The organism is Arthrobacter sp. RAF14 (genome assembly GCF_052114185.1).
Classification (GTDB): domain Bacteria; phylum Actinomycetota; class Actinomycetes; order Actinomycetales; family Micrococcaceae; genus Arthrobacter_E.
Genome location: NZ_JBFREG010000003.1, coordinates 1 through 20,221, shown reverse-complemented (window position 1 = coordinate 20,221; position 20,221 = coordinate 1). Strand labels below are relative to the sequence as shown.

Genomic DNA, 20,221 nt, shown 5'->3' with positions numbered 1-20,221 from the left:
GCCGGCGTCCGCGCCCCTGCCGACTCCCACCCGGCATCCACGACGACGCCGCGCGGCACTTCTCCGGCACTCACCGCGGGAGCCGGGCGCCGTCGTCGTGCGCCGGTGCCGGTGCCGGTGCCGGCGAAAGGGCGCCTCCGGAGGGCCGCCCAGAGAACCGGGAATTCGCGCGACACGCCGTATGACCAGCGATGAAATCACAGCGATGTTGTTTATGTTGATGGTGGGACCAATGTTGCCAATGTTACTTTTGAGGCCGTACTCTCGGTAGGGCTGGGTGTTCTCCCAGCGATATCGAGGCAGGTGTACATGGCAGTGGCGAAGCGTGGAAAATACGCAGCGATCCTCTACTCCTCCGCTCTGAGCGCGAGCGTTCTGCTCGGCTCCGGCGGCATCCCCGGCGCCGTGGCCGCACCCCTTCCGGCGTCGCACCTCACCATCCCGGCCGACCAGTCGGACACCATTCCCAGCGAGTCGGACATCGCCGCCGCCAAGAAGAACGAAGGCAGCGCGAAGGCCGCACAGGCCCGGCTCGAAGGCCTCATCGGCACCCTCGCGGACCGCCAGTCCAGCGCCATCACCGCGAGCATGCGCGCCAACGACTCGTACACCAACGCCCTGCTGACCCTCAAGGCCAAGCAGGAGGCCGCCCAGACCGCCAAAGCCAAGGCCGCGGCCGCCCAGGACCAGGCGAGCAAGAGCCGCAAGGACCTGGGCACCCTCGCCAGCTCCATCTACAAGACCGGTGGGCTGAGCCCCGCCGTGGAGGGCGTGCTCAACGGCGACGGTGGTGATCTCCTCGGCCGCGCCACCACCCTCGACGCCATCAGTCAGAAGCAGAGCGAGACGTTCAACCGCGCCATCTCCTCCGGCCAGGCGAACTCCGCGCTGTCCGCCGATGCCGCCGCCGCCCAGAAGGCCGCCGACGACGCCGCCCGTGACGCCGACCAGGCCCGGGCCAACGCGGAGTCGGCCCAGACCGCTGCCACCCAGGCGCTTCAGAACGCGTCCAAGGAACGTGAGACGGTCATCGCCAAGCTCGCGTCACTCCGCAACACCACGGTCGCTCTGGAGACGCAACGCGTCCAGGGCCTCGAGCAGCAGCGCGCCGCGGCGGCCCTGAAGGCCCTGCAGGAACGCGCCGCTCAGCAGCCGGTGCCCACTCCGCAGCCCCCGGCACAGGGCGGGAACACCGGAGGGAACTCCGGTGGCGGGCAGCCATCACAGCCCCAGCCCCCGGTCGTCCAGCCGCCCGTGGTCCAGCCGCCGGTGGTCCAGCAGCCGGCTCCGCGGCCGCCGGTCGTCCAGCCCCCGGCGCCCCGTCCGCCCGTGGTGCAGCCACCTGCTCCGCAGCCCCCGGCGCCTCGGCCACCCGCACCTCAGCCGCCGGCTCCCCGGCCGCCCGCACCCCAGCCACCGGCGCCTTCCCCCGGCGGAAGCGCGGCGCAGACGGCCATCAACTTCGCCATGTCCAAGGTGGGCGGCCCGTACGTCTGGGGCGGCAACGGCCCGGTCGGTTACGACTGCTCCGGCCTGTCCAGCGCGGCCTTCGCCGCGGCAGGCGTCTACATGCCGCGCACGGCGACGGACCAGTACTTCTCGGCTCCGCGCTACATCCCCATGGGCCAGTGGCAGCCCGGCGACCTCATCTTCTGGGGCGACGGCGGCTCGTTCTACCACGTCGGCATCTACATCGGCGGCGGTCAGGTGGTCAACGCCCTGAACCCCGGCTCCGGCATCACCGTGTCCCGCATCGACTGGATGATCGGGATGCAGCTCTGGCCGACCGCCGCCCGGTACTGGTGACCTGCCGCCGGTGATCCGGACAGACCCGTTCTGACCGGCAAGCCCTTCTCAGATGAACATGCCGAAGGCCCGGCCGGTTCCCAGGAAGTCCTGGGAACCGGCCGGGCCTTCGGCATGTGCTTGCGGCAGAGCCCGCCGGGTCTCTCAGCCGCCCAGCACCGGGCCGAAGCTGGCCCGGTCGGCAAGCCGCGGGTCTTCACGGTCCGGCACCACCATGACCGGCCCCTGGGCGTGATGCAGGACGCCGTCCGACGTCGAGCCCAGCAGCATGCCTGCGAAACCGCCGCGGCCCCGCGTGCCCACCACCACGAGTTCCGAATCCCGGCTGGCATCCACCAGCACCTCGACCGGCGACCCGTCCACCAAGCGGGTGGTGATCTCCAGCTCGGGGAAGTGGCTCTTGAGCCAGAGGACCCCGGCGTCGAGCTGGGCCTGGATGTCCGCGAAGATCGCCTCCCGGTCCATGGCGGCCGGCACCCATGCCAGGCTGCCGCTGTACTGGGGCACCGCACACAGGATCTGAAGCTCGACGCCGAGCCGCTGGGCCTGAGCCGCGGCCTCCAGAACGGCCACACGGGCCTGGTCGGAACCGTCGGCGCCCACCACGACCCTCGGCTTCACCGGCTCCAGCGGCTTCTTGGCGAGCTCGGCCTTCACATGCTTGTCCGTCACGTCCTGCCCGAAGCGACCGGCGCAGATCATCGGCACCACCACGGTGGGGCAGCTCGCGTGCGCCGGCAGGGCCGAGCTCACTGAGCCGAGCAGCCGGCCGACGAAACCTCCCCGGCCCCGGCTGCCCACTACGAGCAGATCGGCCTCGCGTCCGAGTTCCAGCAGGACGCCCGAGGCGTCACCGTTCTCCACGGACGCGTCGACGTCGATGTCGAAGTCCTTGATCTTCTCCAGCGCGTCCTGGAGAACGCTCTCCGCACCCTGCCGGATGACGGAATCGTCGACGGCGGCGTACCCGCCGTCGAGACCCGAGGCCGCGTAGATCGGCACCGAGTACGCGGTGATGAGATGAAGGGTGGTGCGGCGGCGTTCCGCCTCCCGGGCGGCCCAGCTCAGAGCGCACTGTCCGTGCTCGGACCCGTCCACTCCCACGATCACCCCGCCGTGGATCTCCTGGGGTGCTGTCTCCGGCGTATCCGTGCTCACGACTCTCGCCTCCTCATCGCTGTGGGCGGCCTGCGGAGACGGTCCCTGCAGCTCTCCTACCACCCACGCTGGCTTACGTCCCACTATTGCCGTTTGTGCTGGTCGTTTCAAGAAACGCCGACTCCTCGGGGCGTTCCGGCGTGCGCCCGGGGCGCATTTCCGGGGGTGGCAGGAGGCCTTGGAAACGGGTCGTCCGGTACCGTTCGCCGAGGGCTTCACCCAGCCTCTCCGCCGGCCTGTTCAGGCGCCCCCGAGGGGAGTATTCTCAGTTGCACAGTGGGAGGGGACCCATGGTGAATCGCGACGATTCCCTGGGTCTTTTCTGCGCGCTGTGAGTTTCCGGTCCGCCCGGAACACCACGGCCGGGCCCCTGCCGCACCGACTTGCCGCACCGACGTCCTGACACGAAGGAGGATGGAATGCCACGCAGCGCCAGCAGAGTGCCCGGCGGGTCTCCGGAAGGCGCCATCACCGTGACGGACGTGGTGGTGGTCGGCACCGGAATGGGCGGCCTCGCGGTCGCGACGCAGCTCCATCGCAAGGGCATGACGGTGGTGGTGATCGACGGTCTGCAGCAGGAGAGCCAGGAGGCTGCCGGAGCCCTGCGGCACGCCACCACGGAGGAACTCGAACGGGTCGCCATCGGAGACCCGGCATCCCACCGCGAGCGCCGGGACATCCTGCGCCAATTGCACGGCTATGCCAAAGGCCACCAGCTGGACATCCGCCGCGGTGTGGTGGCCGGCGCCCTGAACCCCGCCACCCGGACACGTGGCACACTCCCGGCGTCCCCCGAGGGGAACACCGCACCGGTCCGGCGCTGGGCACTTCCCACCCCGGGCGGCCTCATCCTCTGTGACTCCGTGGTCATCACGGGAGTCTCCGGGCGCCGTCGTGTGCGTCAGTTCCTCAAGGCCGTGGGCCAGGAGACCAGCGACAACATGGCCGCCGCCCTGCGCCAGGTGGGCATCTATCTGGTGGGTGTCGGCCAGCAGGTCTCCGCCGGTCACCGTGAGGTCCTTCACCAGGCCCGCCTGGTGGGCAACGCGATCGCCGGCGGCGCACAGCGCATACCCGCCTGAGAGCCGGGCACTCCGGGAATGTCCGGGCTCATCCGCACACGGGTTTCCCGGCTCCTGTACACATACGGCGAATCCACTATCGAAAGGCCATCGTCTTTAGATAAGCTGGCCAGGACTAGCATCAGGAGACGCTCATGACACACCCCGCCCCTCCGGCACGCCAACGCTCACGCACCGCGACGATCGCCCTCGGACTCTCAATCAGCATGCTCGTCGCCGCGGCGGTGCTCGGCGGGATCTTCATCATCCTCGGAGACCAGGCCAATGTGGCCGGACGCGCCTGGCTCACCCTGCTCCTGGTGGGTCTGTTCGCCGGAGCGGTGGTGCTCGACGGGAGCATGCCGGAAGGCCGGAACCGCTGGTACCTGGCGGCGTCCACGATCCTGAACGTGATCCTCCTGGCGATCGGCCTGCTCAAGATCTGGAACGGCTGGCTCCAGCCGGCCGACACCGCGAGCGCCGCGGTGTGGACGGGACAGATCGCCCGGTTCGTCTCCATCATCCTGCTGATGCGCGTGGCTCTGCTGCTGACGCAGCTGTACGTGCCGCGGTTCCTCACCGGCGCGACGAAGACCGGTGTGCGGATCTCCTCACTGGCCACCCTGGTGTTCGCATGGCTGACCGTGCTGGAGCTCGCCCTGCCCGCCGCGTTCCCCGCGGCCGACTGGCCCTCCTGGTGGTGGCGGACCGCAGGGGCCACGTCGCTGATCGCGATCGTGGGTCTGGTGATCCCGCTGGTGCTCCGGGCGTTCGAGCCCAAGCCGCCCGCGCAGGAGCTTCCCCCGCAGGAGTACCCGCAGCAGCAGTGGAATCCCCAGTGGACGGGGTACGCGCAGCAGCCCACCCAGATCCAGCAGCAGGCCTACCCCCAGCAGCAATGGCCGCAGCAGGAGTACGTCCAGCAACAGGCTTACCCCCAGCCGGGTTACCCGCAGGCGGGTTACCCCCAGCCCGGGTATCAGCAGTCGGGCTATCCGCAGCAGGGGTACGCCCAGCAGGAGTACCCGCAGCAGGCCTACCCGCAGACGGAGCAGTACGGCCAGCAGCCGGACGGCTGGCAGCAGCCCGCCGAGGCACAGCAGCCCGCACCGTCCGCGCCACAGCAGGCCCCTGAAACCCAGCGGCCCGCCGAGAACGCATCCCGGCCGGATCGACAGCCCGGGGAATCCCCCCGGCAGGATCAGCCGCCCGCCTGAGCGGGAACCGCGTCGCCACGCACCGGCGGGACGGGCCCCTAGGAGTCTTCGGACCCGCCGGTGAGCTTGCGGCGAGCCAGCACGCCCACGATCACCAGCAGGATCACGGCCACCACACCGAACACCACGATCATGACCGGGAACGGCTCGCCGTCGGACTGCTGCTGTTGCGGCGCGTCGGACGCGGTCGCCAGCGGCTGAGGCGTCGAAGCCCCGGGGGCCGTCGCCGCTGACCCGGACGTCACCACATAGCTGAAAGTGCTCTCGATCGGGTGCGAATCCGACGACACCACGCGCCACTGCACCGTGTACGTCCCGGCGGGTGCACCCGGCTTCAGCTTCTGCGTGACCACGTTGTCCAGGATGTCCACCCCGCCGTCAGCCCAATTGGCGCCCGAGGAGTCCTTGACGACCACCTCCGAACCGATCGCGATGGGATTGTTGGAGAACGTCAGCGTCACCTTCTCCGGGGCCACGCCCACCTTCTGCTCGTTCTTCGGGGTGGTCCCCTCCAGGACGTCGTGAGCCGAGGCGGGTGCGGCGAACCCCAGCGTCAGCAGCGCCGCCCCGAACAGCGCGACGACGGCGATCCCGGCACGGCGCGCTGCGGCTCGCCAGGCGCCCGGGGAGAGGCTCCGCGCGGGGTGGGCGGGCGCCGTCGTGGGCTGAATCATGCTCGGCATGAGGGGTCTCCTGAGGGGTGTTTCCGGGGGCCGAAAGGCCATTGAGTCCTACACCACCCTATTCTGCTTTTCAAGAGTTGCCCTGGGGGGAATATGATTTTCTCGGAAATCCCCAGCAAATTCCCTGGAAGGCATCCCCATGTTCAAAGCCGGTTCCGCACTGGACCGCTACTTCAAGATCTCTGAGCGTGGCTCCAGCTACTCCCGCGAGATCCGCGGCGGCTTCGCCACCTTCTTCGCCATGAGTTACATCGTGGTCCTCAACCCCCTCATCCTCTCCGGCAAGGACGCCAACGGCGACATCCTGGGTTTCACCAGCGTCGCCGCCGTCACGGCCTTCGTGGCCGGTGTCCTGACCATCCTCATGGGCGCCTGGGCCAAGCACCCGTTCGCCCTCGCCACCGGCCTGGGCGTGAACGCGTTCGTGGCCGTGACCATCGCAACCACCCCCGGTCTGGCCTGGCCCGATGTCATGGGCCTGGTCCTGCTCTCCGGTCTGACCATGATGGTGCTGGTCCTCACGGGCTTCCGGACCGCCGTGTTCAAGGCCGTCCCCGAAGGACTCAAGACGGCGATCGTGGTGGGCATCGGCCTCTTCATCGCACTGATCGGCCTGGTCAACGCCGGGTTCGTCCGCCGCATCCCGGACGTCGCCGGCACCACCGTGCCCGTGGGGCTGGGCTTCGACGGCAAGCTGCTCGGCTGGCCCACCCTCGTGTTCGTCTTCGGGCTGGTGCTGACCATCGTGCTGCTGGTCCGCAAGGTCAAGGGCGCCATCCTGATCGGCATCATCGCCTCGACCGTGCTGTCCGTGATCCTCGAGTACACGCTGCACATCGGACCGAGTTTCGACGGCAAGACCCACAACCCGGCGGGCTGGTCCCTCGTGGCGCCGCACTTCACCGAATGGGCTCTGCCGGATCTCTCGCTGATCGGCAAGGCGAATCCGGTGGGCGCCTTCCAGCACATGGGCGCCATCGCCGCCCTGCTCATGGCGTTCGTGATCCTGCTGTCCATCTTCTTCGACGCCATGGGCACCATGGTCGGCCTGGCGAACGAGGCCGGGAACGTCGATGAGAACGGTGAGATCCCGAATGTGGACCGCGTCCTGATCGTGGACGCCTTCGGTGCGATCGCCGGTGGCGGTTCCTCGGTGTCCTCGAACCAGATCTTCGTGGAGTCCGGCGCCGGCATCGCCGAGGGCGCGCGGACCGGTTTCGCCTCGATCATCACCGGTCTGCTCCTGCTGGCCTCGATGTTCCTGACGCCGCTGATCAACCTGGTCCCGTTCGAGGCCGTGGCTCCCGCCCTGGTGGTGGTCGGCTTCATGATGGTCTCCCAGGTGTCCCGCATCGACTGGAGCGACTGGGGCATCGCGATCCCGGCCTTCCTGACCTTCACGCTCATGCCGTTCACCTACTCGATCGCCAACGGCCTCGGCGCCGGCTTCATCGCCTACGTGGTGCTGCGTTCCGCGCAGGGCCGCGCGAAGGAGGTCCACCCGCTCCTCTGGGTGGTGGCCGCCGCGTTCGTGCTGTTCTTCGGCATCGGCGTGATCGAGCAGTTCCTCGGGGTGAAGTAGCCTCTTCCCCTGCCGCTCTGCCCTGCCGCTAGCCTCCTCGCGAGCACGCGAGTGGCCGGGGTCCGCGAGCCGCCAGTAGGCGCCGTTATCCGTCACGGATTCGGGCGCCTGCTGGCGGCTCGCGGCGTTGGGGACGATGTCGGGGGCGATGTCGAGGTGGCGGCACGGGGCGTGCGACAGGCGGAACTCAGAGGCGGGCGTAGGGTGGAAAAGCCATGCCAGTAGCCGAACAGCCCTTCAATTTCCGTTCCGTCGCACTTTCCGTCTACCTGCCCACGATCCTGTTCTCGACAGGTGAAGGCGCCGTCCTGCCCATGATCCCGATCATGGCCCACGCCCTCGGGGCCTCCATCCCCTTCGCCGGAGTGATCGCAGCGATGGTGGTGGTCGGCGAGCTTCTGGGCGACATCCCCGCCGGGTGGTTCGTGGCCCGTTTCGGGGAAAGAACCTCCATGATCGGAGCCGCAGGCCTCGCCCTGGCCGGGATCGCCCTGAGCCTCCTCGCCACGGGCCCCTGGGTGCTCATGGTCGGCGTCCTGCTGATCGGCCTCGCCACGTCCGTCTTCGCGCTGGCCCGGCACGCGTTCATGACGACACGCGTCCCCCTGCGGTACCGGGCCCGTGCACTCTCCGCGCTGGGCGGGATCTTCCGGGCCGGCTGGTTCATCGGCCCGCTGATCGCCGCCGCCGTGATCGCGGGCACCGGCACGCCGCAGGCCGCCTTCTGGATCTTCGCGATCGGATGCGCGTCCGCCGTCGTCGCGCTTCTGGTGCTTCCGGATCCGGAGAAGCAGACCGGTCCCCCGCCGTCCGTGGCCGAGGCGGCGCCGCGTCCCGGGCTCTTCCGGACCATCCACGCGAACCGCGCCATCCTGCTCCGGATGGGGTCCGGCGTCGCCCTGGTGGGAGCGACCCGCGCCGCGAGGATCACCCTCCTGCCGCTCTGGGCGCTCAGCATCGGCATGAGCGAGGCCAGCACGGCCCTGGTGATCGGTCTGGCGGGCGGGCTGGAGTTCGCCCTGTTCTACACGAGCGGGCAGCTCATGGACCGGCGAGGCAGGCTGTGGAGCGTCATGCCGTGCATGGTCGGACTGGGAATCGGCTTCCTGGCCCTCGCCTTCCTGCACGACGTTCCGGGACGGGAGGCCTGGTTCACCGGTGTCGCCTTCGTGCTGGGCGTCGCGAACGGGATGGGCAGCGGGATCGTCATGACCCTCGGCGCCGACCTCGCGCCGAAGGACAATCCCGCCGCGTTCCTGGGCGCCTGGCGATTCTCCAGCGACGCCGGTCAGGCGGCTTCGCCCCTGCTGATCGCTGCGCTCGCGACGGTGTCGCTGTCGCTTGCGAGCGGTGTCATCGGGGTGCTGGCGCTGGTGGGCGCCGGGCTGCTGGCCCGCTTCATCCCCCGCTACATCCCACACCACCGGCATCGCTGAGCCCCCAACTTCAACTCTCCGCGCGAAGTAACAGTTGATGCCCCTAAAACGCGGTTTCAGGGGCATCAACTGTCACTTCGGGACGTGCGGAGGGGTCAGAAGGCCAAGAGCACCTTGGAGGAGACCGAGGCGTCGGCCGCCGTGGCGAAGCCCTCCAGAGCATCGGCTGCCGGGACCACGTGAGTCACGATCCCGTCCGTCCGGAGGCTGCCGTCACCGAGGGCTTCGAGAACCGCGTCGAACTCACCGGCGAAGCGGAACGACCCGGTCAGCGTGAGCTCGCGGGTGATCGCCGTGGCCATCGGCACCTCGATGTTCCCCGCCCGCTGCAGGCCCAGCATCACCACGGTCCCGCCGCGCACGGCTGCAGAGATCGCCGCGGACAGGCCCGGCACCGTGCCGCTGGATTCGATCACGACGTCGGCGTGCAACTGGGCGATGGCCTCCGCATCACGCGCGTCCAGAGTCCGCGCACCGTGCTGTCCGGCGATGGCCCGCGGGACGTCGAAAAGGTCTGTCGCGATGACCTCGGCCGCTCCGTGGTGGAACGCCGCCGCGATGACCAGCTGTCCGATGGGCCCGGCTCCGATCACGGCCACTCTCTTGCCCCGCACGTCCCCGGCGCGCTCCAGGCCGTGCCATGCCACCGCGGCAGGTTCGGCCAGCGCCGCCGCCTCGAGGGAGAGTCCGTCCGGAACGGCGTGCAGCATGCGGGCCGGGAGTGCGACGCGACGGGCGAAGGCGCCCTGTGTGTGCGGCAGGTGCATGGCGGAGCCCAGGTAGGTGGAGGCCGGGGCGAGGTTCGGCCGGTCCTCCGGGTACGGGGTGGCGCCGTCGCCGTGCGGGGTGAGGGGGTGCGCCGCGACGCGGGTTCCGGCCGCCGGGCCGGTGCCGTCCGCAGCAGCCTGGACCACGGTCCCGGACACCTCGTGCCCCAGGATCATGGGTTCCCGCAGGATCGACGCCCCGGCCGCACCGTGCTTCCAGTAGTGCAGATCGGATCCGCACACACCGCCGAAGGCGATCTCCACCACGGCCTCGTCCGCGGCGGGCACGGGTTCCGGGAGCACCTCGATGCGCAGGTCCTCGGCGGCGTGGGCCACCGTCGAAACAGTGATCACAACACACTGTTTCGACGGAAAACCACTGTTTCAGCCGGGTCCAGGTTTCAGCTGGTCTGGGTGGCCAGGACCATGCCCGCCACCTCGATCTCCACGAAGGCCCCCGGTTCCACGCTGAAGTTGGACCGTGGCGCGCCCGTCATGATGACGTCACCCGGTCCGAGCCGCAGCCAGTGGGTCACATAGGCCAGGCATTCGCGAATGGACGCGGGCAGGTCCCAGGTGCCGGTGGACACCCGCTCCACCCCGTCGATCCGGACCACCATGGGCACATCGTCGATGCCGGCGTCCGTGTCGATCCACGGTCCCAGCGGCGTGTACCCCGCGCCGCCCTTGCCCTCGAAATTCCGGGGATCCAGGACGGCACGGTCCGGGCTCGACACATCGTTCACGGCGGTCACCCCGAGGACGTATTCGTGCGCGTTCTCCGCGGTGAGGCCCTCGGTGTCCTTCCCGATCACGACGGCGATCTCGCCCTCGATCGCCGGCACGCCCGCGTCCCGGCGCAGGGCCACCGGGGTCCCGCTCGCCACGACGGTGCGGGGGCTCTTGAGCCAGGCCTGGACCGGGCTGTGGTGCTCCGGGCCGTTCTGGGCGATGCCGATCACCAGGAGGGGTTCGCACGGCGCCAGGAACCGGCCGGCCACGGGAGCGGCCCCGGCGACATCAGCGGGAGCCTCTCCGCAGGCGAAGGCCGCGAAGGGGTCCTCCACCGGCACCCACGCGGAGCCTTCGGCCCGGGCCCAGCGGGCGCCGTCGCGAAGCGGCGATTCGTCGGTCAGGAGACGGGCGAGCCGCATCAGACGACCGCCGTCATGCCGCCGTCGACGAACAGTGTCTGACCGTTGACGAAATCACTCGCGGAGCTCGCCAGGAAGACGAGCGCGCCCACCAGGTCCCGGGTGTCGCCCCAGCGGCCCGCGGGGGTGCGCCCGCGGACCCAGGAGGAGAACTGCTCATCGGCCACGAGGGCCTGGGTCAGTTCGGTGGCGAAGTACCCCGGGGCGATCGCGTTGGCCTGGATGCCGAGCGGCGCCAGGTCGGCGCAGAGGCCCTTGGTGAGCATCACGATGGCGCCCTTGGTGGCCGAGTACGGCGCGATGCCCGGACGGGCCAGCTGGCTCTGCACGCTGCCGATCTGGATCAGCTTGCCACTCCCCCGCTCGACCATGCCGCGGCTGACGCGGCGCGAGAGGTAGAACGCGCTGGAGAGGTTGGTCGCCAGGAGGGCGTCCCAGTCCTCGTCGCTGAACTCGCCGATCGGGGAACGGCGCTGGATGCCGGCGTTGTTGACCAGGATGTCCGGCGTGCCGGACTCCGCCTCGAGCGCCGTGATCCCGGCGTCGACGGCGGCCGGGTCGGTCACGTCGAAGGTCACGCTGCGCGTCGGGGCACCCGTCGCCGCGGCGATCTCCTCCGCGGCGCGGGCGGCCTTCGCCGCGTCACGTCCGTGGACGACGACGGCGGCGCCCGCCGCGGCGAGCCCCTCCGCGAGGGTGCGGCCGATGCCCTGGCTGGATCCGGTCACGAGGGCTGTCCTGCCCTCCAGGCTGAAGGCGGAGATTCCTGTGGGAGTGCTCATGCCTCAACCTTTACCAGGCGCTGGGTGGTGGTTTCCACGCCGTCACCGGCTTCGGTGCGGGAGACCTTGACCGCGTCGTCGGTGCGGAGGAGATCACGGCGCAGCGTCTCCGGGACCAGGAAGGTGGAGCAGGTGGTGATGATCGCCAAGGTGGCCATGTAGATGGCCAGCAGGAGCCAGTTCCCGTTGCTCACGGCGATGATGTAGGCACCGAGCACACCGGCCAGGCCGCCGGCCAGCACGGCCGAGATCTCGCGGGCCATGGCCACGCCCAGGTAGCGGTGCTTGTTGCCGAACAATTCTGGGAGCATGGCACACTGCGGGCCGAGCATGGTGTTCACGGCGACGCCGATGCCGACGGCGACCACCAGGATGGCCACCACGTGGTTGCCCAGGGAGAGCAGCCACCAGGCAGGGAACGAGTAGAGCAGCATGAAGACGGCGCCGAAACGGTACACCGCGCGGCGGCCGATGCGGTCGGAAAGTGCGCCGGCGAACGGCACGGAGAAGACGCCGATCAGGGATCCGATGGTGACGCCCCAGGCCAGCAGGCCCTTGTCCGCGTTCTTGCCGACCACGGAGACGAAGAAGCTCAGCGCCAGGGTCTGGAACATGTACGAGCCGCCGTTCTCGGCCATGCGCAGGCCGATGCCGACGATCACGCCCGGAAGACCCTTGGTGAAGATCTCCTTGACCGGCTTGTCCTGGACCTGCTGGTGCTTCTCGAGTTCCACGAAGGTGGGGGTCTCACGGAGCTTGGTCCGGATGAGGATGGCCACGATGATCAGCACGAAGGACATCAGGAACGGCACGCGCCAGCCCCACGTCATGAGCTGGTCCTTGGGCAGCAGCGAGATGGCGCTGAAGACCAGGCCGGCCAGGAGGGTGCCCGCCTGGATGCCGATGAACGGCAGGGCCGAGAAGAAGCCACGGCGCTTGACCGGGGCGTACTCCGCCATCAGGACGGTAGAACCGGCCTGCTCGGCGCCGGCGCCGAAGCCCTGGAGCAGTCGCAGTGCCACGAGGAGGATCGGGGCCCAGATGCCGATGGCGTCGTAGGTGGGCAGAAGGCCGATGGCCGTCGAGGCGCCTCCCATGAGCAGGATGGTCACCACCAGGACCCACTTGCGGCCGAGCCGGTCGCCGAGACGGCCGAAGAACAGTCCACCGAAGGGGCGGGCCAGGAAGCCGACGCCGTAGGTGGCGAAAGCCGCCACGGTGGCCATGGCCGGATCGTTCTGCGGGAAGAACAGCAGATTGAAGATCAAGGCCGTCGAGAGGCCGTAGAGCGCGAAGTCGAAGTATTCGAGGGCGCTGCCGACGCTGGATGCCAGGGTGGCGCGCTGGAGGTTCTTGGCGTAATCAGGGTCCGAAGACCCTGGATGCTGGACCGTGTCCTGAGTGGTCACTGCCATCTCCTTTGATTGGCTGAAACGTGGTTGCCGGCGCGTCGATGCGCTGCGGCCTGTGACCGAGATTACCAACCCCTTGAACTCAGTTCAATACTTTGAACAGAAATTGTGTGGCCGATGCCACAGGGGAGGTGTTTGAGGAGCGCTTCGGGAGGTATTCGAGGAGGTGGAGCGCGAGCGCAGCGCTTGGAAGACCCCCGGAACACGCTGAGTCCGCTATCGAGCCCGTGAGTCAGCTACGACTGGTAGCGGATTCACGGGCTCGATAGCGGACTCGGCAAAGTCACGGATGGCCGGCGCGGGTTCCGGAACGGCCTACTTCCGGGCGGACGCACTCAGCGGGTTCGTGAGCCCACGGGCGGCGTCCTTCAGGGCGTCGGCGACGCGCTCGATGTGCTCGGGGGTCGCCCGGGCCTCCTGGATGGCCACACCGAGAGCGAGCGGCGGGTCGCCCGGAGCCCAGCCCTCGAGCGGCACGGCGACACCGTAGAGGCCCTGCATGCCCTCGCCCGGATCAAGGGCGTAGCCCCGGGCCCGCGCGGCGGCCAGCTTCTCGAGCAGCTCCGGCATCTCCCGGACACTGTTCTCCGAGGCCCGCGGAAACGGGACCTGATCGGACATGATCTCCTCCACCCGGGAGTCGTCCATGACCATCAGCAGGGCGTTGCCGGTCGCACTGAAGGCCGCGTGGATGCGGGAACCCAGCGGCGTGCCGAACCGCACCGTCCGGGACCCCTCGTGCCGCGCCAGATAGAGAGCGTCGTGGTCGTCCAGCATCGCCACCTGCACCACCTCGTGGCGCAGCACGGGCGAGGCCTCACAGACCGCGTAGAACTCCCGGATCTGGTTGAACTGCGCCGCGAAGGCACCGCCCAGCTCCGCATTGCGGCGCCCCAGCTGGTACCCCGCCGGCACCCGTTGGATCATCCCGCCCTCTTCCAGGGCCAGGCACAGATTCATGGTGGAGGACTTGGCCAGCCCGAGCGCCGTCGCGATCTCCGTCAGGGTCTGCGGACCGTCAGCCTCGGCGAGGACGCCCAGGATCTTCAGACTGCGGGTGACGGCCGGCGCAGGATCGCGCGTCACGCGGTCCGGAACGTCGACGGCGGCAGGCTCGGCCATGGGGTCTCCCTTGAACGGTGGTCAGGACGCAGTGATCGGGGTGCTGAAGCCGCGGGAACCCTCAGTAGAACTCCACGGTGTTGACCACATTACGCAATGGCCGCCCGTCGAGGAGTCGGGAGGCGTTCTCCGCGAAGAGGCGGGCGATCCGCTCCTCCTCCTTGGAGTTCAGGGCCGCCGTGTGGGGGCTGACCAGCACGTCATCGCGGCCCCAGAGCGGGGACTCGGCGGGCAGGGGCTCCACTTCGAAGACGTCCAGGGCGGCGAAGGACACGCGGCCGCTCTCCAGTGCCGCCAGCAGCGCTTCCTCGTCGATGACCGTGCCACGGCCGACATTGCTGACGATCGCTCCGGGCTTGATGTTGCCCAGGACCTCGTGGCCCACCAGATGGTGCGTCTGCTCCGTGCCCGGCAGGGTGACGACCAGCGCGTCGGCCTCGGCCGCGGCCTGCGCCAGCTCCTCGACAGGAATGAGACGGTCCACGCCCTCGACCGGTTCGCCGCTGCGCGTGGTCCCCCAGACGGTCGCGCCGAGGGCCTTGAAGCGGCGGGCACACTCGGCGCCGATGCCACCGAGACCGACCACGAGCACCGTCATCTCGTCGAGCTGCTTCATCTCCCAGCGGTCGCTCCACTCGCGATTCCGCTGCTGCGCCTGGAGACGGGGAAGGGACTTGGCGCCCGCGAGGACGCCGAACACCGCGAATTCGGCGAGCGGGCCGCCATGCACGCCGGCCGACGTCGTGAAGGTGATCCGCTCCAGCGCCTCCGCCGGGAGATCGGCGGCCTTGACCTGACTGCCGCCGCCCGCGGCGGTGGTGTGGACCCACTTCAGGGCCGGGTTGGCGGTGATGGTGCGCGCCAGGGCCGCCGCGTCGACGTCGGGGATGCCGAAGAGGAACTCGGCGGAATCGACCAGCTGCTCGAAAGCACGCTGCTGCTCCTCAGTGCGGACGTGGTCCGGATCGCCCGACCAGTCGGCGGCGCCGCGCATGGGGTGGTACAGCTGGTGCTGCCGGATCACGTCGAGACGCGGTTCCAGGCGCTCGATCAGCTGGCAGTGCTCTTCGGAGAGCGGAACCGCGACGACGGCGCGGGCTTTCTCAGACATGGTTTCCCCTTCTTTGCGGCAGTCCAGGCTTCGCCCCGTGACGGGGCACACAACTTCTCCAAGGGTAACGCGAATTCAACCAGTTGAACACTGTTCGAAATATTGGATTTGTCCTAGGCTGGGCTCATGACCAACACCACACTCGGCATCATCGGGCTCGGCGCCATGGGGGCGCCGATGGCCCGGCACCTGCTCGACAGCCATGGAAGCCTGACGATCACCGCCCGACGCCCTCAGCCGGACCTCGTGGAGGCCGGCGCCACCTGGGCGGAGACACCCCGCGAACTCGCGGCCTCCGTCGGCGCCCTCCTGGTCATGCTCCCAGACCTTCCCCAATTGGAGGAAGTCCTGTCCGGCGATGACGGGATTCTGGCGGGCGTCCGGGACAGCGGCCTGCTGCTCCTGATCGGCTCCACCAGCTCCGCGACCGGCGTCCGCGCCCTGGCGGAGCGGCTGAGCACGGAGACCGAAGGCCGCGTGCGCGTGGTCGACTGCCCCGTCTCCGGCGGAGAAGACGGCGCAAAGGCCGCCACGCTGTCCATCATGCTCGGCGGAGCCGACGACGACGCCGCTCTGGCCACGGAGCTGCTCGCCCCCTGCGGAACGCCCGTTCACCTGGGGCCGCTGGGCGCGGGCCAGGTCGCCAAGGCGTGCAATCAGATGGTGGTCTCCGCGACGATCCTCGCGCTCGGCGAGGCGACCGTGCTGGCCGACCGCTCCGGCATCGACCTCGACAAGATGTGGGGACTGCTCTCCGGCGGGTACGCGGGGTCCCGGCTCCTGGAGTCGCGGCGCGAGAAGCTCGTCACCGGCGACGACTCCCCCTCCGGCGTCGCCAAGTACATGGTCAAGGACCTCGCCTCCGCCGCGGAGATCGCGGAGGCCACTGGGACCAACCCGGTTCTGCTGCCGACCCTGCGTGCCGCCTTCGACGAGATCGTGGACTCCGGCCTGGGCGACCAGGACATCGCGGTGAGCCGGAGGTTCGTCGCGGAGCGGTGAGGCCCGTCCTTCCACCCTCGTTGTGTGCTCAGTTGTTGCGGGTGTTTCCGGCTGGAACCCGCAACAACTGAGCACGCAACTCACGGGTTTGGGACGCTCGGCACTTGTATCTCCCGATTGGTACAAGCAGAATGGCTTTGTACCAGTCTGCGGATACAAGGGGGATGTCATGTACTGGGTGTTCTTGATCGGCGGGGCAGCACTCACGCAGCTCGCGTATTGGGTGGAAAAGCGGCCGCACCCCCGCTCACGCTTTCGCTCCATGGCTCTTGCCGCGACGGGGGACCTCAGCATGTTGACTGCGATGGCCTGGGTCTTCACGACGACCATGCCCACCTGGCACGGTCTCCCTCTCGCCTGCGCACCGGGAATTGCAGCGATCCTGATACTGGGGGATCTGGGCGTGCGGCCTCGCGATAAGGGCGGGATGCCCGCGGTTCGTTCGGCCAGCCTGGCGCCCCGGCCTCCGGTTGCAGAGCTCACACCGGAGCGCTTCATCCGGCTCGTGCTCCTGGGCACGGTGATCATCGTCGGCTCCATCATTCTGGGACAAGGGTCATCCGCTGCCGAGGATGGTCTCTTCACGGCCTACACCTACATGTCGAGCCAGGGGCCGGTGATCGTTCAGCCTTATCCGGGCTGGCTGTTCACCTTCACCTTGATCGGCATGCTCCCGCTCCTTCATCTCAGTTCCTGGCTTGCTGCGCGCCGGGTCAACCTGCTCCCAGTGCTCTTCACCGACCCGACGCAGGACATCGTCTGGCGTGGCCGGCTCGGCGAACTCGTCCTACGGGTCCTCGAGGCAGGTCTTCTGTCCGAGATCGGCGTCCTGCTCTGGATGCTCGGACCCTTGTTCCAAACCATCGGGGCTGACGGCGGCGCGGTCCTGGGTGCCCCCGCGGTCTTGTTCGGCATTGTTATTCAAGGAGCAGCAGTCGCACTCTGGGCGGTGTCCGCAATCCGCGTGATCCAACAGGCCATCAGAGTTCGTTCCGCGATCCTTCCTCAGCCCTCGCTTCAGGCCGCCTAGATGCTCATCACCGTCGACGTCACGAGTCCCGTCCCCGTCTTCGAGCAGCTCCGGGAGCAGATCGCGGCCCAGATCATGCTCGGCGCGCTGCCCGTGGGAGAGCGACTTCCCCCGATCCGCCAGCTCGCCTCCGACCTCGCCCTCTCCCCCGGCACCGTCGCGCGCAGCTACGCCGCCCTGGAGGCCGCGGGCATGATCGTGACGATGCGCGGCCAGGGCACCAGGGTCGCTCCGCTGGACCGCGTCGTCGACGCGGACCTCAACGCCACCGCGGACGCGTATCTGCAGGCCGGGCGGAAGTCCGGGCTGGGCCTCAACGAGCTCATCGCCCTGCTCCGGGCCCGGCACCGCTGAAACCCGCCCCCCTGAAACCCGTCCCCCTCCTGCACGTGAGTGCTCAGTAGTTGCGGATGTTTCGGCCCGGAACCCGCAACTACTGAGCACTCAAGGTGAGCGGGCGGACACGCGACTCACCCCCGTCCGGGATGCCGGACACGCCCGGCCCGGATCCCCTCGGCTTCCGGGCCGGAAACAGGTGGAATGGAAGCATGACCCTGCGCGCACCCTCCGTCGACGTCCCCCCTCAGCCCTGGACCGGCCGCCACGATGGCGACGGCCCCGAGCACGCCCGCCACTGGCAGCGCGTCCAGGCCCTCTCCGGCGCCATCGAGACGGCCGGCCGGCCCGCCGTCGTCGTCGGGTTCGCCAGTGATGCCGGGGTGGCCCGCAACAAGGGACGCGTCGGCGCCGCAGCCGGTCCCGCCGCGATCCGCGCCGCGCTCGGCCCGCTCGCCGTGCACGACGGGCGCGTGCTCGCCGACGCCGGCGATGTGCGCGTGGAGGCGGACCGGCTGGAGGACGGCCAGGCGCGGTTCGGCGCGGCGGTCGCTCAGCTGATCGACGACGGCGCGCTGACGGTGGGCCTCGGCGGCGGCCATGAGATCGCATACGCCAGCTACCGGGGCGTCGCCGGAAGTGCGAAAGTCACCGGCGGCGCACGCTGGGGCGTGCTGAACCTGGACGCCCATTTCGACCTCCGGGATGAGGAGAACCCCAGTTCAGGAACGCCTTTCCTCCAGATGGCCCACGAGGAGAAGGCGCTGGGCCGTGAGCTGAACTACGCCGTGCTGGGCATCAGCCGGCCGAACAACACCCGCGTGCTGTTCGACGAAGCCGACAGCCTCGGTGTGACCTACCTGCTGGACGAGGACTGCACGCGGGAGGCGGCGGAGGCGTTCGTCGCGGAGTTCCTGGACGGCCTGGACGTCGTCTACCTGACGATCGACCTGGACGTGCTGCCGGCCGCCGTCGCGCCCGGAGTCAGCGCCCCGGCCGCCTACGGCGTTCCGCTGGAGGTCATCAACGCCGTCTGCCGTCAGGTGGCCGCGAGCGGCAAACTGCTCCATGTGGACGTGGCCGAGCTCAACCCGGCCTTCGACATCGACGCCCGCACCGCCAAGGTGGCCGCCCGGCTCCTCGATACCATCCTGGGCGCGGCGCTCAACGGCTGACGTCCCCCGGAGCGGGCGGAGCCTGAGGGGGCGGAGCCGGGGCCGCTGATGTCGGCGAGGTGGTCGTGGGGCGGCTCGCATCACCCTCGGCCACGGTGAACTTCCGGGCGGCGAACGCTCCGGACACCGTGGTCGCCGCAATGGTCACGAGCGCCCCGAGGATCAGCGCACTCGCCTCCCCCGGCGCCAGCAGGTGATTCTGCGTGCCGATGGTCGCCGCGGCCACGGGCACCCCGAGCTGCGCACAGGCCAGGACGGCCAGTGGAAGGGGCGCACCGAGGAAACGGCCCACCGCATGGCTGAGGACGGCGCCCAGTCCCAGAGCCACCCCGAGCCCGATCATGGCCGGGTTCACCGCCAGTTCCCTCATGTTCAGCGAGGCGCCGAGCCACACGAAGAACAGCGGACCCAGGAATCCCTCCGTGATCGCGAAAAGTTGCCGCGCGAGCCTCCGGGGCTCCCCCACCGCGGACACGGCCAGGCCGAAACCGAACCCTGCCAGCATGATCGAGACGTGCGTCAGCGTGGCCAGCGCCGCCAGAGCGAACAGGACCGCCAGCTGCACGCGCAGCTCCACCGCGAAAAGCCGCTCTTCGGACACGGCGTGGATACGGCGCCGGATCCCGCTCCGCTCGCCCTGCCGCAGCACGAAGAACAGCACGACGGCGCAGACACCCACCGCGAGCGCGCCGAGGGCCGCGCGGGGTGCGTGAGCCGGGTCGATCGCCAGGGGCAGCGCCACGATGGCGGCCGTGTCCGCGAGGGCGACGGCCGCGACGGTCTGGAGCACCTGCGGACCGCCGAGACGGAGACCGTCGACGATCGGCAGGACCAGCGCCGCGGAGCTCGAGGCCAGCAGCACCGCGTACAGGGGAGCATGCGCCAGGCCGAAAAGCGCGGCGATGCCGAGCCCCAGGACCACCGACACCAGGGCCGTCACGCCGAAGCGGACGGCGCCCCGTCCCAGGGCGCCGCGGATCCGGGCGTCCCGCACCGGGACATGGGTGCCTGCCACGAACATGATGAGCGCGAACCCCAGGTCCGCCAGGAAGGTGAAGGTCTCGTCCGAGGCGTCGACCAGCCCGAATCCGGTCCGCCCGATGGCCAGCCCCGCCACCAGCTCCCCGAGCACCAGCGGAAGGTGCCATTTCCGGGGCAGCGCGAGCAGCGGACCCAGGAGGGCCACCAGCACCACCAGCGACAACGCAGGAAATCCCATGGGCTAACTGTAGGCCGCGGGTTAAGCGCCGAAACAGTGGGTTTCCGCTGAGACAGCGTGTTGTGATCGCTGTTTCAGCGGAAACTCACTGTTTCGGCGGGTGGACGGCGGGCGGACGGCCGACGGGGCGGGGGCCCGGCCGGGCCGGCGGGGGCCCGGTCGGCGGGG

The 20,221-nt window shown here is 69.5% G+C and carries 18 protein-coding genes; 9 read left to right on the top strand and 9 right to left on the bottom strand.

The window, feature by feature from the left end; translation table 11 throughout:
• The first annotated feature begins 309 nt into the window (after window positions 1-309).
• On the top strand, window positions 310-1,806 hold the full coding sequence (locus AB4Y75_RS10355) for a C40 family peptidase (RefSeq protein ID WP_441435803.1): 1,497 nt from the start codon (window positions 310-312) through the stop codon (window positions 1,804-1,806).
• Window positions 1,807-1,950: 144 nt separating this feature from the next.
• Here the strand turns inward: AB4Y75_RS10355 and AB4Y75_RS10350 are convergent, their stop codons facing one another.
• On the bottom strand, window positions 1,951-2,964 hold the full coding sequence (locus AB4Y75_RS10350) for a universal stress protein (RefSeq protein WP_441435802.1): 1,014 nt from the start codon (window positions 2,962-2,964) through the stop codon (window positions 1,951-1,953).
• A 419-nt stretch (window positions 2,965-3,383) separates the two neighbouring features.
• Here AB4Y75_RS10350 and AB4Y75_RS10345 point away from each other — a divergent pair, with 419 nt between their 5' ends.
• Both AB4Y75_RS10345 and AB4Y75_RS10340 read left to right on the top strand, forming a co-directional pair.
• Window positions 3,384-4,046 carry an FAD-binding protein gene (locus AB4Y75_RS10345; RefSeq protein WP_441435801.1) on the top strand — a complete coding sequence of 221 codons (663 nt, stop codon included), beginning with the start codon at window positions 3,384-3,386 and terminating at the stop codon, window positions 4,044-4,046.
• A gap of 134 nt (window positions 4,047-4,180) precedes the next feature.
• The gene (locus AB4Y75_RS10340; RefSeq protein ID WP_441435800.1) at window positions 4,181-5,242 is read left to right on the top strand and encodes a hypothetical protein; all 1,062 of its coding nucleotides are present in this window, start codon (window positions 4,181-4,183) and stop codon (window positions 5,240-5,242) included.
• A gap of 38 nt (window positions 5,243-5,280) precedes the next feature.
• Here AB4Y75_RS10340 and AB4Y75_RS10335 read toward each other — a convergent pair whose 3' ends face one another.
• A complete protein-coding gene (locus AB4Y75_RS10335) occupies window positions 5,281-5,925 on the bottom strand; it encodes a copper resistance CopC family protein (RefSeq protein ID WP_441435799.1) in 645 nt (214 codons plus the stop codon).
• Between the two features lie 139 nt (window positions 5,926-6,064).
• On the opposite strand from AB4Y75_RS10335, the gene AB4Y75_RS10330 reads away from it, so the two are divergent.
• Entirely contained in the window at window positions 6,065-7,507 is a 1,443-nt protein-coding gene (locus AB4Y75_RS10330; protein WP_441435798.1) for an NCS2 family permease, read from the top strand.
• 215 nt (window positions 7,508-7,722) lie between these two features.
• The gene (locus AB4Y75_RS10325; protein WP_441435797.1) at window positions 7,723-8,943 is read left to right on the top strand and encodes an MFS transporter; all 1,221 of its coding nucleotides are present in this window, start codon (window positions 7,723-7,725) and stop codon (window positions 8,941-8,943) included.
• 95 nt (window positions 8,944-9,038) lie between these two features.
• On the opposite strand, the gene AB4Y75_RS10320 is transcribed toward AB4Y75_RS10325, so the two are convergent.
• The 6 genes from AB4Y75_RS10320 to AB4Y75_RS10295 form a co-directional block, all read right to left on the bottom strand.
• On the bottom strand, window positions 9,039-10,061 hold the full coding sequence (locus AB4Y75_RS10320) for an alcohol dehydrogenase catalytic domain-containing protein (protein ID WP_441436026.1): 1,023 nt from the start codon (window positions 10,059-10,061) through the stop codon (window positions 9,039-9,041).
• A 50-nt stretch (window positions 10,062-10,111) separates the two neighbouring features.
• Window positions 10,112-10,864: a fumarylacetoacetate hydrolase family protein gene (locus tag AB4Y75_RS10315; protein ID WP_441435796.1), complete on the bottom strand. Its 753-nt coding sequence runs from the start codon at window positions 10,862-10,864 to the stop codon at window positions 10,112-10,114.
• Entirely contained in the window at window positions 10,864-11,646 is a 783-nt protein-coding gene (locus AB4Y75_RS10310; RefSeq protein ID WP_441435795.1) for an SDR family oxidoreductase, read from the bottom strand. Before AB4Y75_RS10310 ends, AB4Y75_RS10315 begins: the two co-directional genes overlap by 1 nt.
• Window positions 11,643-13,061: an MFS transporter gene (locus AB4Y75_RS10305; protein ID WP_441435794.1), complete on the bottom strand. Its 1,419-nt coding sequence runs from the start codon at window positions 13,059-13,061 to the stop codon at window positions 11,643-11,645. Before AB4Y75_RS10305 ends, AB4Y75_RS10310 begins: the two co-directional genes overlap by 4 nt.
• Window positions 13,062-13,373: 312 nt before the next feature.
• Window positions 13,374-14,180 (bottom strand): IclR family transcriptional regulator, encoded by an 807-nt coding sequence (locus AB4Y75_RS10300; protein ID WP_441435793.1) that lies wholly within the window; start codon window positions 14,178-14,180, stop codon window positions 13,374-13,376.
• A gap of 61 nt (window positions 14,181-14,241) precedes the next feature.
• Window positions 14,242-15,291: a D-2-hydroxyacid dehydrogenase gene (locus AB4Y75_RS10295; protein WP_441435792.1), complete on the bottom strand. Its 1,050-nt coding sequence runs from the start codon at window positions 15,289-15,291 to the stop codon at window positions 14,242-14,244.
• 126 nt (window positions 15,292-15,417) lie between these two features.
• On the opposite strand from AB4Y75_RS10295, the gene AB4Y75_RS10290 reads away from it, so the two are divergent.
• The 4 genes from AB4Y75_RS10290 (at window position 15,418) to hutG (ending at window position 18,834) form a co-directional block, all read left to right on the top strand.
• Window positions 15,418-16,293, top strand: coding sequence for an NAD(P)-dependent oxidoreductase (locus tag AB4Y75_RS10290; protein WP_441435791.1), 876 nt, complete (start codon window positions 15,418-15,420; stop codon window positions 16,291-16,293).
• A 169-nt stretch (window positions 16,294-16,462) separates the two neighbouring features.
• Window positions 16,463-17,323: a hypothetical protein gene (locus AB4Y75_RS10285; RefSeq protein WP_441435790.1), complete on the top strand. Its 861-nt coding sequence runs from the start codon at window positions 16,463-16,465 to the stop codon at window positions 17,321-17,323.
• Window positions 17,324-17,677, top strand: coding sequence for a GntR family transcriptional regulator (locus AB4Y75_RS10280; protein ID WP_441435789.1), 354 nt, complete (start codon window positions 17,324-17,326; stop codon window positions 17,675-17,677). It begins immediately after the preceding gene.
• Window positions 17,678-17,871: 194 nt separating this feature from the next.
• Window positions 17,872-18,834, top strand: coding sequence for a formimidoylglutamase (gene hutG / locus AB4Y75_RS10275; protein ID WP_441435788.1), 963 nt, complete (start codon window positions 17,872-17,874; stop codon window positions 18,832-18,834).
• Here the strand turns inward: hutG and AB4Y75_RS10270 are convergent.
• Window positions 18,824-20,053: a cation:proton antiporter gene (locus AB4Y75_RS10270; protein ID WP_441435787.1), complete on the bottom strand. Its 1,230-nt coding sequence runs from the start codon at window positions 20,051-20,053 to the stop codon at window positions 18,824-18,826. The two genes, hutG and AB4Y75_RS10270, sit on opposite strands and share 11 nt — an antisense overlap.
• Window positions 20,054-20,221 lie beyond the last annotated feature (168 nt).

Bases quoted from the DNA above. Each gene is read 5' to 3' on its own strand.
- AB4Y75_RS10355 (WP_441435803.1), top strand. From the start codon at position 310: ATGGCAGTGGCGAAGCGTGGAAAATACGCAGCGATCCTCTACTCCTCC.
- AB4Y75_RS10345 (WP_441435801.1), top strand. From the start codon at position 3,384: ATGCCACGCAGCGCCAGCAGAGTGCCCGGCGGGTCTCCGGAAGGCGCC.
- AB4Y75_RS10340 (WP_441435800.1), top strand. From the start codon at position 4,181: ATGACACACCCCGCCCCTCCGGCACGCCAACGCTCACGCACCGCGACG.
- AB4Y75_RS10335 (WP_441435799.1), bottom strand. From the start codon at position 5,925: ATGCCGAGCATGATTCAGCCCACGACGGCGCCCGCCCACCCCGCGCGG.
- AB4Y75_RS10330 (WP_441435798.1), top strand. From the start codon at position 6,065: ATGTTCAAAGCCGGTTCCGCACTGGACCGCTACTTCAAGATCTCTGAG.
- AB4Y75_RS10325 (WP_441435797.1), top strand. From the start codon at position 7,723: ATGCCAGTAGCCGAACAGCCCTTCAATTTCCGTTCCGTCGCACTTTCC.
- AB4Y75_RS10315 (WP_441435796.1), bottom strand. From the start codon at position 10,864: ATGCGGCTCGCCCGTCTCCTGACCGACGAATCGCCGCTTCGCGACGGC.
- AB4Y75_RS10310 (WP_441435795.1), bottom strand. From the start codon at position 11,646: ATGAGCACTCCCACAGGAATCTCCGCCTTCAGCCTGGAGGGCAGGACA.
- AB4Y75_RS10305 (WP_441435794.1), bottom strand. From the start codon at position 13,061: ATGGCAGTGACCACTCAGGACACGGTCCAGCATCCAGGGTCTTCGGAC.
- AB4Y75_RS10300 (WP_441435793.1), bottom strand. From the start codon at position 14,180: ATGGCCGAGCCTGCCGCCGTCGACGTTCCGGACCGCGTGACGCGCGAT.
- AB4Y75_RS10295 (WP_441435792.1), bottom strand. From the start codon at position 15,291: ATGTCTGAGAAAGCCCGCGCCGTCGTCGCGGTTCCGCTCTCCGAAGAG.
- AB4Y75_RS10290 (WP_441435791.1), top strand. From the start codon at position 15,418: ATGACCAACACCACACTCGGCATCATCGGGCTCGGCGCCATGGGGGCG.
- AB4Y75_RS10285 (WP_441435790.1), top strand. From the start codon at position 16,463: ATGTACTGGGTGTTCTTGATCGGCGGGGCAGCACTCACGCAGCTCGCG.
- AB4Y75_RS10280 (WP_441435789.1), top strand. From the start codon at position 17,324: ATGCTCATCACCGTCGACGTCACGAGTCCCGTCCCCGTCTTCGAGCAG.
- hutG (WP_441435788.1), top strand. From the start codon at position 17,872: ATGACCCTGCGCGCACCCTCCGTCGACGTCCCCCCTCAGCCCTGGACC.
- AB4Y75_RS10270 (WP_441435787.1), bottom strand. From the start codon at position 20,053: ATGGGATTTCCTGCGTTGTCGCTGGTGGTGCTGGTGGCCCTCCTGGGT.